This window comes from Pedobacter sp. AC190 (genome assembly GCF_979258025.1).
Genome location: NZ_OZ409824.1, coordinates 937,173 through 950,933 on the forward strand (window position 1 = coordinate 937,173; position 13,761 = coordinate 950,933).

Annotated in this window: 13 protein-coding genes; all 13 read left to right on the forward strand. The window is 33.5% G+C overall.

Translation table 11 applies throughout. The features are described from left to right. Nucleotides 1-434: 434 nt before the first annotated feature. On the forward strand, nt 435-2,237 hold the full coding sequence (gene asnB / locus ACZZZI_RS04125) for an asparagine synthase (glutamine-hydrolyzing) (protein WP_463488649.1): 1,803 nt from the start codon (nt 435-437) through the stop codon (nt 2,235-2,237). A gap of 40 nt (nt 2,238-2,277) precedes the next feature. Continuing rightward, nucleotides 2,278-3,381 carry a glycosyltransferase family 4 protein gene (locus tag ACZZZI_RS04130; protein WP_463488650.1) on the forward strand — a complete coding sequence of 368 codons (1,104 nt, stop codon included), beginning with the start codon at nt 2,278-2,280 and terminating at the stop codon, nt 3,379-3,381. A gap of 358 nt (nt 3,382-3,739) precedes the next feature. Next, nucleotides 3,740-4,597: an ABC transporter permease gene (locus ACZZZI_RS04135; RefSeq protein ID WP_463488651.1), complete on the forward strand. Its 858-nt coding sequence runs from the start codon at nt 3,740-3,742 to the stop codon at nt 4,595-4,597. A 103-nt stretch (nt 4,598-4,700) separates the two neighbouring features. Beyond that, nucleotides 4,701-5,060, forward strand: a complete 360-nt coding sequence (locus tag ACZZZI_RS04140) for a four helix bundle protein (RefSeq protein ID WP_463488652.1) — start codon at nt 4,701-4,703, stop codon at nt 5,058-5,060. Between the two features lie 37 nt (nt 5,061-5,097). After that, nucleotides 5,098-6,366, forward strand: a complete 1,269-nt coding sequence (locus ACZZZI_RS04145) for an ABC transporter ATP-binding protein (RefSeq protein WP_463488653.1) — start codon at nt 5,098-5,100, stop codon at nt 6,364-6,366. Next, nucleotides 6,363-7,079: a class I SAM-dependent methyltransferase gene (locus ACZZZI_RS04150; protein ID WP_463488654.1), complete on the forward strand. Its 717-nt coding sequence runs from the start codon at nt 6,363-6,365 to the stop codon at nt 7,077-7,079. The genes ACZZZI_RS04145 and ACZZZI_RS04150 overlap by 4 nt, the downstream gene beginning before the upstream one ends. After that, nucleotides 7,076-7,882: a glycosyltransferase family 2 protein gene (locus tag ACZZZI_RS04155; RefSeq protein ID WP_463488655.1), complete on the forward strand. Its 807-nt coding sequence runs from the start codon at nt 7,076-7,078 to the stop codon at nt 7,880-7,882. The genes ACZZZI_RS04150 and ACZZZI_RS04155 overlap by 4 nt, the downstream gene beginning before the upstream one ends. Nucleotides 7,883-7,977: 95 nt before the next feature. Further along, nucleotides 7,978-8,928, forward strand: a complete 951-nt coding sequence (locus tag ACZZZI_RS04160) for a glycosyltransferase family 2 protein (protein WP_463488656.1) — start codon at nt 7,978-7,980, stop codon at nt 8,926-8,928. Further along, entirely contained in the window at nt 8,906-9,763 is an 858-nt protein-coding gene (locus tag ACZZZI_RS04165) for a glycosyltransferase (RefSeq protein WP_463488657.1), read from the forward strand. The genes ACZZZI_RS04160 and ACZZZI_RS04165 overlap by 23 nt, the downstream gene beginning before the upstream one ends. Continuing rightward, a complete protein-coding gene (locus ACZZZI_RS04170) occupies nt 9,760-10,722 on the forward strand; it encodes a hypothetical protein (protein WP_463488658.1) in 963 nt (320 codons plus the stop codon). The genes ACZZZI_RS04165 and ACZZZI_RS04170 overlap by 4 nt, the downstream gene beginning before the upstream one ends. A 5-nt stretch (nt 10,723-10,727) precedes the next feature. Then, complete coding sequence (locus ACZZZI_RS04175; RefSeq protein ID WP_463488659.1) at nt 10,728-11,855, forward strand: glycosyltransferase family protein; 1,128 nt, start codon at nt 10,728-10,730, stop codon at nt 11,853-11,855. Nucleotide 11,856: 1 nt separating this feature from the next. Continuing rightward, a complete protein-coding gene (locus ACZZZI_RS04180) occupies nt 11,857-12,828 on the forward strand; it encodes a hypothetical protein (RefSeq protein ID WP_463488660.1) in 972 nt (323 codons plus the stop codon). Beyond that, complete coding sequence (locus ACZZZI_RS04185; protein WP_463488661.1) at nt 12,801-13,754, forward strand: glycosyltransferase family 2 protein; 954 nt, start codon at nt 12,801-12,803, stop codon at nt 13,752-13,754. Before ACZZZI_RS04180 ends, ACZZZI_RS04185 begins: the two co-directional genes overlap by 28 nt. Nucleotides 13,755-13,761 lie beyond the last annotated feature (7 nt).

Sequence of the window (13,761 nt, forward strand, 5' to 3'; positions counted from 1 at the left end):
TGTTTTTGTGGTACGAGTACCATTGTTGTGAGGTGGGAAGAATATAAATAATCAGTTATTTTTTTAAAAGAAATGTGACTGAAAGGGCGAAGCTGTGTCCAGGTAGTAGAAGATATAGATTTTATATTGTCTTGGCCAGACGGGCTTCTTTCTTTTTGACAACAAAAAGAAAGAAAATTTACCAGCTGAAAATTTTTCTTGCAAAGTTTGTCGGAAGGCTAAATAGTGCCAACCAAAAAAAATTATTAGGCTGGTCTAAAGTAGAACGGAGATTTTGTAAGCAGGCCTGACTAGATGGCAAACATGGTTAAGCTAAAAAATATAATAATCAGTTTACTTTTTTAAAAGAAATGTGACTGAAAGGGCGAAGCTGCTTTTTATTCATTCGTTCATTAGTCACAAATTCATTTTTAAGTACATATTTGAGATAAAAAATGTGTCGCATTGCGGGGATTATAGATAAAACTAGAACCGAGGTACAGTTGAAGGCTCAAGTAAAGGCAATGTGCGATGTTATGGCTCACGGTGGCCCTGACGATGAAGGTTTCTATTTTAATGCTGTTAAAGGAATTGCCTTTGGTCACCGAAGGTTAGCTTTTATTGACCTTAGTAAAGCCGGGCGTCAACCTATGTTTTACGATCAGGACCGATATGTGATCAGTTTTAACGGAGAGATTTATAATTATCGGGACTTAAAAGCGGTTTTACTAAATCTCGGTTACGAATTTAACAGCAACAGCGATACAGAAGTTATCCTTGCTGCGTACGCCGCCTGGGGAAAAGAAAGTTTTGATAAACTTAACGGTATGTTTGCCTTTTCTCTTTTTGATGCTGAGCTAGACTGCACCTATTTGGTTCGCGATTCGGCAGGCATAAAACCACTTTACTATAGCAGCACTAACCAACAATTGGTTTTTGCCTCTGAAGTTAGAGCCTTTAATCAAACGGACTATCATTTTACGGAAAACGTAAACTGGAAAATTTACTTCCTGGCATTTGGACATATTCCTGAGCCTTATACCACTTTTTCAGAAATCGAAATGCTACCAAAAGGAAGCTATTTAGTTTGGCTGCACGCCAGCCAGACTTTCCAAATTAAACGATATTATAATCCTTCGAGAGAAACAAAAATTACCGATTATAACGAAGCTGTTCTTGCGGTAAAAAAAGCATTGAAAAATTCGGTTAGGCAACATCTATATTCTGATGCGCCCGTTGGTGCTTTTTTAAGTGGTGGCATTGATAGCAGTATCATCAGCATTTTGGCGAGTAGTGTTCTTAAAAACCAATCTTCGTTACAAACCCTAGCTGTTAACTTTGATGATGCTAGCTATTCAGAAAAGCCTTATCAAGATCTAATCAGCACACAAATCAAAAGCAATCATCAGGAATATACAATCAATGAATCGATATTTAACGATGAATTCCAGGCTGCTTTATCGGCCATGGATCAACCTACAACCGACGGAATTAATTCCTGGTTTATTACTTATTTTGCCAAGAAAAATGGGTTAAAGGCGGTTTTATCCGGCATTGGTGCCGATGAACTTTTCGGGGGCTATCCTTCATTTAAAAGAATGAGGCTGATTGAAAAATTGAGTAAACTGCCTGGTTTCATTCTAAAATTAGGTTTGCGCTTTAATAACCCAGCATTAAAAAGAGCTTATTATTTAAACTATAAAAACACCGTTGGAAAATATCTTTTTTTAAGGGGCTTTTACACACCTGATGAGATTGCAGCTTTATCAAACTGTTCAATAGCACAGGTAGATACGGTATTACAAACGGCTCAAATTGGTAATATCGATCCTGAATTAAAAAACGAGGACCAAGCAGGCTGGCTGGAATATAATCTTTACATGCAAAATCAACTGCTTAAAGATACAGATGCCATGAGTATGCAACATGGTGTCGAAGTGCGTGTACCCTTCTTAGATAAAGATTTAGTTAAACTCGTTCATCAAATAAAAAGCGATTTGGTTTTTAATGGCGCAAAACCTAAAGGTTTATTGGTTGATGCATTTTTAAATGCTTTGCCTGAAAAAATATGGGATCGCCCAAAAATGGGTTTCACCTTTCCTTTTCAGAAGTGGTTGAGTAATAATCATGAATTTTTGGATAGGCTTTCTAACCATGAAAATGAGCAGGTTAGAAATTTAACGGATGATTTTAGAAGTGGTAAACTGCATTGGAGTAAGATGATGGCGTTATATCAGGTGAGTGAAGCAAAAAGCTGAAAGAACAAAGCTGAAAGTGCTATGCCCGAAGTAATATCTAATGTTATCTAATAAAAAAATTCTCTTTCTTACTTTATATACCTTCAGTCTAACAGGAGGGATTGAAAAGGTTTGCAGGAGTTTTTCCAAAGTTTTACAAGATTTATTAACTGAACGAAAAATAAGCGATTATAAGTTGTTAAGCATGTATGATCAGAGCCCTGACTTAAACTACGTTGATCAGAAATCCTACATTGGTTTTAACGGAAGAAGAATCAATTTCGCCATTCAAGCATTAACAAGCGGACTGCATTCGGACGTTATCATTTTAAGTCACGTAAACCTTTTAATTTTCGGCTGGCTAATTAAAAAGCTCAAGCCCAAAAACCGAATTATTTTATTCGCCCACGGTATTGAAATTTGGGAAAAGCTGAGCAAGTGGAAAACGAATTTCATTAGAAAGCAGGTCGAAATTATTGCGGTAAGTAAATTCACTGCTCTAAAAATTGAAGAGGTACATCAACTGCAGGCAAACAAAATAACGGTGATTAACAATTGCCTCGGTCCATTTTTCAATAATCCTGTTTCTTTCGAGAAACCTCAGGAATTAATAAACCGTTATCATCTAAAAGAAGAAAATCGGGTTCTATTTACCCTGAGTAGATTATCGTCTGATGAACAGTATAAAGGCTATCATCAAGTTATTGAAGCACTCGCTGAACTTCCTGAGCATATCATTTATATACTTGGCGGTAAGGCTGATTTAATTGAAGAGCAAAGAATAAAAAACTTAATCGCTAAGAACCATTTGCAGCTAAGAGTAATTTTAACAGGTTTTGTTCCAGATGAAGAAATAGAAGACCATTATTTATTGGCTGATGTTTTTGTAATGCCAAGTAAGGGTGAAGGTTTTGGAATCAGTTTCATTGAAGCTGCAGCTTTTGGTTGTCGTTCGATTACAGGAAATATGGATGGAAGCACGGACGCAATTTTAAATGGAGCACTGGGACAGTCGGTTAATCCAGATGATAAAGTTGCCCTTAAAACAGCCATACTTGATGAAGTGAATTCGAATTACAACAAGATAGATCTACAACAAAAGTGTTTGGCGGCTTTCGGATATGAAATATATCAGAAGCGTGTAAGAGGTGCATTGGTTAATTGATTAATTGTTGAAACTGTCAAAGCGTTGTTTTTGTCTTGGCCAGACGGGCTTTTTTCTTTTGACAACAAAAGACTCGCGAAGCAAGCTTGAACACAAATAAAAAAAACTAAAAACTAGCGAAAACACAAAATTGCCGGCTCGCTAGATTTCTGTCGAAGTTATTGGTTAGGCTAGTTTTTGCATCCCGAAATCTAGGCCATGCCGGTCGTAAAGCGGAACGAAGATGAGGTGGTAAGGCTTAGGTGGGTGGAAATAGCAGGTGCATTTGGTTAATTGGGTTTTCGTTAGTTAAAAATTGGTCAATTGGTGATTAAAAACAAAAAACAGGCAGCAGATAGCAAACAACTGAAAATTATTAATGGAGCATAAAGAAGAACATAACTGGACTATAGAAGCGAAAGCTTCCTTATTTGATTTAAAATTAAATGAGGTTTGGGCTTATCGCGATTTATTGGTTCTGTTGGTTAGAAGAGATTTTGTTTCCTTTTACAAGCAAACGATTCTTGGTCCGCTGTGGTTTTTTATACAACCAATTTTCACAACCATAATTTTCACTTTTATATTTGGTAACCTTGCAGGCATCTCGACCGATGGTTTACCAAAACCACTTTTTTATATGGCAGGCATAACAGCCTGGAATTACTTTGCAGATTGTTTAATTAAGACATCGACGGTATTTAGAGATAATGCTGGTATTTTTGGCAAGGTTTATTTCCCACGATTTATTATGCCGCTGAGCATTGTAGTTAGCAACCTTGTTCGCTTTGGTGTGCAAATGTTGCTTTTTGTTATGCTTATGGCTTATTACTATTTTACAGGTGCTCATTTTAACATCAGTTGGGCCATTTGTCTTTTCCCCTTAGTAGTTTTATTAATGGCCTTATTGGGTTTAGGTTCAGGAATGATTATCTCCGCCATGACAACCAAATACCGCGATTTAGCATTCTTGGTGGGTTTCGGTGTGCAATTATTAATGTATGCCACGACTGTAATCTATCCGCTCTCAACGGCACTAATGAAATATCCAGAGTACGCATGGATTATTGAGTACAACCCCATGACGCCTATTATCGAAACTTTCAGATACGGATTTTTAGGTGAAGGAAGTTTTAGCTGGGGTAGCTTAGGTTATGCAACTGGTGTTACTACTGCCCTGCTCCTATTTGGAATTGTGATTTTTAACAAGGTGGAACGGAATTTTGTGGATACGGTGTAGGCTAGGAAGAGTTAAGGGTTTTGGGGTAGGTTAGTTTCGGTAGATATAGAATATTTAATAAAAATCATCCTTTGTTTATTGCATCAGTAACTAAATAAAGATTATGCATATTTATTCATTTGAAAAACTGGAAGTGTGTCAACTTTCGAGAGCATTTAGAAAAGACATTTATCAACTGGCCTCAAAATTTCCTAAAGAAGAAACTTTTGGATTAACAAGTCAGATTAAAAGATCGGTAAGTAGTATTGGGGCTTGTTTAGCTGAAGGTTCGGGAAAAATAACCGCCAGGGTCAAAGCATATTATACCAACATGGCCTACACCACTACACTTGAAACATTGAATCATCTGGTCGCTGCAATAGACTTAGATTATATTTCTGAATCAGAATATTTATCATTAAGAACTAGAATAGAAATTATAACGACTAAACTTAGTGCATTGAGAAAATCTCAACTTACTTAATACATTTAAATAAATTAAACGCCAAATCCAAAAAAGCTTGTCGAATAACATTGCTATAAAAGTAGAAAAGCTCTCTAAAGCCTATCAGCTTGGCCAAATCGGCACAGGCACGATCAGTCGTGATTTGGAGCGCTGGTATGCCCGCATGCGAGGCAAAGAAGATCCATTGTTAAGAATAGGCGAAAACAATAACCAAAATACAAAAAGTGAAAGCGACGTAGTCTGGAGTTTAAAGGATATTAATTTTGAAATTGAACATGGCGATGCCGTTGGCATTATTGGGCGGAATGGTGCTGGCAAAAGTACGCTCTTAAAAATATTAAGCAAAGTAACTGCGCCTACTACAGGCAAGATCTCTGGAAAAGGTAGGATTGCAAGTTTATTGGAAGTTGGAACAGGATTTCATCCAGAATTGAGCGGCAGAGAAAACATTTTTCTTAATGGTGCAATCTTAGGTATGCGCAAAAAAGAAATACAGCGGAAATTGGAAGAGATTGTAGATTTTGCGGGAATTGAGCGATACTTGGATACGCCAGTTAAAAGATATTCATCTGGCATGTATGTTCGTTTAGCCTTTGCCGTGGCAGCACACCTAGAATCTGAAATTTTAATTGTTGATGAAGTATTGGCGGTTGGTGATGCAGAATTCCAGAAAAAATGCCTGGGCAAGATGAATGATGTCAGTAAAGGCGAAGGTAGAACCGTATTATTTGTGAGCCATAATATGGATGCTGTAGCAACACTCACAACCAAATCACTTTATCTAAAAAATGGTGAATTAAACTTATACGACAAGACAGAAACTACTATTCAGAAATATTTAGAAACAGATACAAATGAAGTTGGTATTTATATCAAAGATCCAAATGCTAACAGCCCATCTTTTACGAAAGTAGAAGTTATAACATCAGAAAAAGATGGTACTCACATGAATGGAGAAGATCTAATTATAGATATTGACATCAACATGCCTGAGATTATAGAAGGCATGTCAGTATCATTACAAATTTGCAATTCAAAGGAAATTCCCATAATTTATACCTACTTATTTGATACAGAATCGCCCCTATTGAGAAAAAGTGGTGTTAACAAAATGCGTTGTATACTCCCCAAATGTAAGCTGTACGCTAATACCTATTATTTAATAATGCACTTAGCTGAAACTAAGGGTAAATTCAAGTTTGAAGAAGTCCATAGAATTTGTGAATTCGAAGTGGTTATGCCCAATAAGGTCATCGAATGGGGCTGGCAAAAAAACACTTGTGTATACACTGAAGACTTTATTTGGGAGAAAATAACTATATGAGAGAAGAGAAACTTGGCCGTTTAAACACAACAGATATAAAAATTGATGATTTATATTATTTACATTATAAGTATTATCATCGAGATTTATTTGATGCATTTGAAAAGTATGCTCTAGGTAATTTATTAGATATTGGATGTGGCAATAAGCCTTACGAAAATAAATTACAGCATAAAATTAGTAAATATACAGGCGTTGATATTATTCAATCTAGTGATAACAAAGTTGATTATTTATGCCCTGCGAATAAAATTCCTTTGGAAAACAGTTTATTTGAAACAGTAATTTCAACCCAAACAATAGAGCATGTGGAAGATCATCAGGGCTTAGTAAATGAAGCTTATAGATTATTGAAGCCAAATGGAATTTTTATTGTTAGCGGCCCAATGTACTGGCCCTTACATGAAGAACCTTATGACTTCTTTAGATTTACCAAACATGGCTTTAAATACATTTTAGAAAAAGCTGGCTTTGAGATTGTCGAAATAAAATCAAACGGAGGTAAATGGTCTGTAGCTGGACAAGCATTTTTACATGCATTATTGCCAAGTGTTTATAATATTAAAGGATTAAAAGGAATATTCTTACGTAAATCTTTTCAATTATTTGGAGGGATTAAGGGAGTTAATACTTTTTTTCAGAAAATTGATGATGAGATCAATGACAATTCTAATACGATGAATTATGTTGTTGTGGCAAAAAAAACTCAATGATGCTAACAGTGGTCATTCCATGTTATAACCATGGTCAATACATACAAGAGGCCATTGATAGTGTTTTAACTTATCAAGACCAACCAGTTGAAATTATCATTGTAGATGATGGCTCCACAGACCTTTACACTATTAATAAAATGGAGGAGCTCAAAGTTCTTAATTATCAGATAATTCAGCAAACAAATGCTGGTTTAGCTGCCGCAAGGAATGTAGGTATAGGAAAAGCTAGAGGTAAATACATTTTGCCTCTAGATGCAGATAATAAAATTAAAGCCGATTATATTAAAAAAGCTATACAGCTTTTAGACACAAATAGTTACGATATTGTTTATGCAAAACCAAGTTTCTTTGGCGAAGTAACAATCGATAGAAAATTCAAACCTATAGAATTTAATGGATCCGACTTAATTTTCCATAATTATATTGATGCCTGTGCCGTATTTAGAAAAGATGTCTGGCTTAAGAATAAAGGTTATGATGATAAAATGCCATATCAAGGAGTAGAGGATTGGGATTTCTGGTTAAATAGCTACTTCAATGGTTTCAAATTTCATTTTATCGACGAAGAACTTTATGAATATAGAATATTAAGTGATTCGATGATTACTCAAATAAATTCAGAGGATAAAAATAATGCTACAATAAATTATCTAATGAGTAAACGTGGAAATCAAATACTTAGTGAATTGGCGTCTCATTATTCAAAGTCTAAAATGTACTCAAATGACATTCAACATCCTTTCAGAAGTATATTTAAGTATATATATAGATCGCTTAACATTTTCAATTATTATAAATAGTGAATACTTTAAGGTCAAAAAAGGGAAGAATTAATTTTTCAAAAGGAGTTCTAAGAGTTAGAGTAAGCTTATCGAATATTAGTTTTGCAAATTAAATGATTGAACTGGCCATTATAATTCCAGCATATAAGCAAGAATACTTTGAGAAGGCTTTAAATTCAATTTGTTCTCAAACAAATAAAAATTTCAATTTATATGTTGGAGATGACTGCAGTCCTTATTCATTGAAAGAAGTATGCAATCAGTTTGCTGATAGAATCAACTTGAATTATCATAGGTTTGAAAGAAATTTAGGTGGGAAAGACTTAGTTGCACAGTGGGAAAGATGCGTTAATTTGGCAGGAGATGAAAAATGGATATGGCTTTTTTCAGACGATGACTTGGCGGACTCAAATTGTGTAGAAAAATTTTACGAAGCCTTAAGCATTACCAGTTCTTTCTACGATGTATATAGATTTAATACCTCTATAATTGATGCAGATGATATTTTTCTTGCAGCAGCAAAAGTTAGTCCAAAATTAGAGAACCCAATGAGTTTAGCGATAAATATACTAAAATGGAAAAGAGGAAATTCTATGCCAGACCATATATTTAAAAAACAGAAGTATAATGAGCTCGGAGGTTTTGTTAATTTTATTCAAGGACAAGCAAGTGATTGGGCGACATCTATTAATTTTTCGTATCCGAAAGGACTTTACACAATTGAAGGTCCCCGGGTTGAGTGGAGAAGAAGTGGTAAAAATATTTCTTCAAATGCCGCGAAAAATAAATCGCGTTTAATCTTCGGTCACCTTGAATTCATATCTTGGATTAATAACAAATTTAATAATGCAGATCAATACATATATGGCGTGAAGCTTAGCGAAATACACATCGAGTCAAAAAATAATCTAGCTATGGTTTTGAAGTCGCATTATAAGGGAATTCCTTGGCATAAATTTATTGAAATTGCTTTAATAATTTCTAAAGCATTCAATGAGCCTCTTTTAAAATCATTGATGTTTTGCTTCAAAATTAACTACGTTGTATTCAGATCCAAATATTAAATTGGTAAAAAGTAATCCTTTCATTACTATAATTATACCCACAAAAAACAGCGAGCTACATATAAAAAAATGCGTATGTAGTATATTAAGCCAAACCTTTCAGGACTATGAGATTATTATAAGAGATTGCATCTCGGATGATGATACTTTAAAAAGTATCAACTCTTTCAATGATAATCGAATAAAAGTTTATTCAGAAATAGATTCAGGTGTTTATGATGCAATGAATAAGGGGATAACAACAGCTAAAGGTGAATGGATTTATTTTTTAGGTAGTGATGACGAATTGTTTGGCAAACGTGTATTTGATAATGTTTATGAGCTGCTGAAGACTTCAAGAAATATGGCTATATACGGAAGCGTTCTTGTTGTTGGAGACGCAGGATGGGCAAAAGATGGAGAGGTTTATGATGGTCATTTCTCAATAGAGAAGATTATTTCTAACAATATCTGTCATCAATCTATTTTTTATAACAAACGAATGTTTAATAATTCCGAAACCTTTAATCAATTATACAAGATCTGTGCAGATCATGATTTAAATATTAGATTAGCAACTCAATTTAGATTCCACCATATTGATCTTATTATTGCAAAATTTCGAGGAGGTGGGTTAAGTTCTCAAACGGACGCTAATTTTATATCTGATTTTGATGACATTGTAATTAAGCATCATCCTTATCGAGTCCACAAATTTAATTTACTAAATATAAAAATCCAGAAAGAAGCCCATCAACAATTAATGAATGGGAGATTTTTAAAGAGTCTTTACTTATATAGTGTCTTAATATATAAGAAAACTATTTTTAAAATGCTTTTAAAGGCTAAGAAATGATTGCATTTACTATTTGTTCAAATAACTACTTAAGCAAAGCGAGGGTTTTGGTGAATTCTATAAAGAAAAAATCAGAAGCCGTTGTGTACCTTTTTCTTGCAGACCAAAAATCGAATAAGATAAATTACGAGCAGCTTGGCTTTGACAAAATATTGACACCCGATCAGTTAAAAATACCAAATTTGCAATGGCAGCTGGAAAACTACAGTATTGTAGAATTTAATACAGCAATCAAAGGTGCCGCCTTTAATTATCTTTTTGAATACACTGATGCTCAAACAATCTATTATTTTGACCCAGATATCAAAGTATACCAGTCATTAAATAATTTTGAGAAATTCTGGAAAAAAAAGTCTATTTTGCTAACTCCACATATCCTGAAGCCTGTTCCATTTGATGGATTGTTCCCGCAGGAAAATTTATTTCTCAATCATGGAATATATAATTTGGGTTTCTTAGGCTTAAAAAGATCTGAGATATCTGAAAAATTTCTACATTGGTGGTGCGAAAGGTTGAACGAAAAATGCATTATCGATTTAAAGGAAGGATATTTTACTGATCAAATATGGCTTAATCTAGTACCTTCCCTATTTAATGAGGTTTTGGTTATAGATCATCCGGGTTTTAATGCAGCATATTGGAATCTTCATGATAGAGCAATTCATTTAGAAGCAGGAAAGTTCATGGTAAATAATACTGAAGATCTCTTTTTCTATCATTTCAGCAGTTTCGATAAGAAACTTGAAAAATTAATGCCTCGAGATGATGGAAGATTTACATTTCAAAATCGGCCAGAAATGAAATCTTTATATCTTGACTATCTAAATGATATCAATTATCATAGCCATGTAAGTTACGAATCTGTAAAATATTATAACTCTAGTTACCCTATTCCAAAGAAGGTGCCTTCTCTAATCACTCGACTATTAGCCAAAATTTCACGGGAAATGAAAATATAGTTTTCATGAACATCCTTTTTATATCAGAAATTCTTCCAATAAACACTTATGCAAGTGATGTGGTATTTCATCGGCACTTTAAAAGATTAATATCCGAAGGTCACACTATACATATCTTAACTGATGTAAATTCTTATGCGAACAGGAAAAAAGATTTAGATTCCGTATTTAGAATTCATTTATTACCAAATCGTAAATGGTATTATCCCCCTTACAAGCCATATGGTATACTTCAAAAAATCAGATTTTTCGACTATTATCAACTGCATGCTAAAGCAATAATTGAGGATAACCAAATTGATACTTTAATTGGCTTCGTTTATGGAGATTTTTTGGCTACATTTTGTTCATTTGTTCAGATAAAAACAGGTTTGCCACTTTATAGCTTTTTCCATGATGACACATCGGAATTAAATAGCCACAAATCAAAAAAAATCTCTATTGAAAATTCAAAAAAAATATTAGAAGTTAGTCGGTTTGTCTTCATTGCGTCAGAGGCCTTGATAGATAATTGGCCACAGTTTAGCAAGAAATTGAAACTTCTTTATCCTATACCTGAAGATGCAAGAGAAAATGATAAGCTGCCAATTCCAACAAAGAATAAAGCTATTGCATACTCTGGATCTGTTTACAATGAGGTAATTCCATATTTAGAGAAAGTATCACTTTTTCTTTATCATATTAGAGTACCTTTTTATATTATAGGAAATAACGATAACGCTAAATACCTTTCTTATTCATATACGAATGTACGTTATCAAACATTATTCGAAACGGCAAAAGAATCAAATGATTTCCTTATAGCAACATGCAAAGCTTGTATTATTCCATATCCACAACTTTTAATAGAAATGCCTTGGATTAAAACTTGTTTTCCGAGTAAATTTATTCAATATACTAGAATGGGCATCCCTACAATTATAATCGCACCTATCGAGTCTGCTTTAGGTAAATGGTGCATTAAAAATAAATGGCCATTATATTTAAAAGAGTATAACCAAAAAGAGCTATATGAACTTTTAGCCACAAAAATAACAACTACAGAAACGCTAAATATGATAGAATTATTTAGTAGCACGATGTTTAACCCAGATTATATTCATAAACAATTAGTCAACTATTTAACCCTATAATATGTCATTTTTAGGGAAGTTACTTTACAAATATTATTATCGCCCAATAGAAAAAAGAGATACTATTAAAAGATACGGTGGTAAGATAAAATATACTGAAATGCTAGATGGAGAAGCTGAAATGCGAAATTACGCTTTTGATAATTTAGCTTTTTCAAGTCCTTTCAATAATTTTGGTAAATTCAAGCTAAATTTCTTAACTGGAGAAAAGTTTATTCATCAGACACTTTTTTGCATTTATAGTTTTTCGAAGTGGCTAACTTATGAAGAAGCAAAAAATTTCTCTATATCCTTGTATGATGATAAAAGCTTAAAAAAAAAAACAATAGAACTTTTAAAAGCTAAATTTCCTCAGCTACAAATCTTTACCTATAACGAAACTGTAGAAAAAGTAAGAAATAAATTTCCTAAAAATGATTATCCATATATAAATAAAAAAATTACTGAATTGTTCTTTTTCAACAAATTGTTTTTCTTACATTCTGGGAATGATCCGGGATTAAAAGTTTATTTGGATTCTGATATGCTATTTGTAAATAGGCCTAGCGATTTTTTAAATTGGTTAACCTTAAATTACGGAAATTCAAATTCTGCTTTTGCTATAGAAGATATCATGAGAAGTTATGGCTATAATCAATATCAAATAGAAAATATAGCAAAAAAAACAATTGATCATAAAATTAATGCTGGTTTTTATGGACTCCATACGAAGAATGTAAATTTTGATGAAATTGAAAGGTTGATAAAAGATATTGAGGAGAATTATGGCAGTAGTTATTATATGGAACAATTCATTACTTCGCTATTATTAACTAGTCAAAAAAACCTAACAGTTTTTCCGCGAACAGACTATATCGTTTGGCCTAGTCCTACGGATATTCATTTTCAAAATGGCGCTTTGCATCACTATGTCGATATTTCAAAATATGGTTATTTTACCAAAGCATGGAAAAAGATTATAAAGAACCATTAATATCAATCTGCATACCAGCTTATAACGCAGAAAAATATATCAACCAAACCATGGATTGCCTACTTAATCAAACCTATAGAAATTTAGAGTTGGTTGTAGTGGACGATGGATCAACTGATAAAACTCTTAGTATTTTAAAGTCATATTCAGATACACGTTTAGCGGTACTTCAAAATCCCAGAAAGAATGCAGCTTCAGCTAGAAATCATTCCTTCTTAAATTCAGCAGGAAAATATATTGTATTTTTTGATGCGGATGACTGGATACCAAATGATTTTATAGAATGCCAGTTAAAATGCATTAAATCTGAAAATGATATTGTAGCAGCTAACTGGGGTAGATTTTATCGTGATGATCTGTCATCGTTCAAAAATGATCCAAACGTTATGCAAGTTAATCTAACTTATGAAGAATGGATATTAGCATACTGGCATACGGCAGCCCATAACACACCGCCAGGAAGATTGTTTTTTTCACGAAAGTTAGTGGAACAAACCCCATTATGGGACGAAAGTTTGACCTTAAATGACGACTTTCAGTTCTTTAATGAATTGTTTTTTCATTGCGATAGAATTATTTATAGTAATAGTGATTTTTACTATCGAAGTGGTATTGAAGGTTTATCTAGCAAAAAAAGTGAATTTTTTTACCTATCTAATTATTACTCATTAAAGCGCGGTATAGAATTAGCCTTATTGAAATATCCAAACAGTGAAAATATAAAAATATGTTGCGCTAATATGTGGCAAAATCTAAAATATCAAATTTATCCCAGCTATACAAAGCTTATAGATAGAGTAGATGAAGAATTAGCCAAACTACCTAGCCCAAATTTTAAATTTCCAGCAGGGGGCATCACTAAAATTTTAAATCTATTATTTGGATGGAAACTAACCACCACACTAAAACATTGGCTAAAGGTTTGATCGGGAG

Bases quoted from the DNA above. Each gene is read 5' to 3' on its own strand.
- ACZZZI_RS04175 (WP_463488659.1), top strand. From the start codon at position 10,728: ATGAACATCCTTTTTATATCAGAAATTCTTCCAATAAACACTTATGCA.
- ACZZZI_RS04135 (WP_463488651.1), top strand. From the start codon at position 3,740: ATGGAGCATAAAGAAGAACATAACTGGACTATAGAAGCGAAAGCTTCC.
- ACZZZI_RS04140 (WP_463488652.1), top strand. From the start codon at position 4,701: ATGCATATTTATTCATTTGAAAAACTGGAAGTGTGTCAACTTTCGAGA.
- ACZZZI_RS04185 (WP_463488661.1), top strand. From the start codon at position 12,801: ATGGAAAAAGATTATAAAGAACCATTAATATCAATCTGCATACCAGCT.
- ACZZZI_RS04170 (WP_463488658.1), top strand. From the start codon at position 9,760: ATGATTGCATTTACTATTTGTTCAAATAACTACTTAAGCAAAGCGAGG.
- asnB (WP_463488649.1), top strand. From the start codon at position 435: ATGTGTCGCATTGCGGGGATTATAGATAAAACTAGAACCGAGGTACAG.
- ACZZZI_RS04180 (WP_463488660.1), top strand. From the start codon at position 11,857: ATGTCATTTTTAGGGAAGTTACTTTACAAATATTATTATCGCCCAATA.
- ACZZZI_RS04160 (WP_463488656.1), top strand. From the start codon at position 7,978: ATGATTGAACTGGCCATTATAATTCCAGCATATAAGCAAGAATACTTT.
- ACZZZI_RS04155 (WP_463488655.1), top strand. From the start codon at position 7,076: ATGATGCTAACAGTGGTCATTCCATGTTATAACCATGGTCAATACATA.
- ACZZZI_RS04150 (WP_463488654.1), top strand. From the start codon at position 6,363: ATGAGAGAAGAGAAACTTGGCCGTTTAAACACAACAGATATAAAAATT.
- ACZZZI_RS04130 (WP_463488650.1), top strand. From the start codon at position 2,278: ATGTTATCTAATAAAAAAATTCTCTTTCTTACTTTATATACCTTCAGT.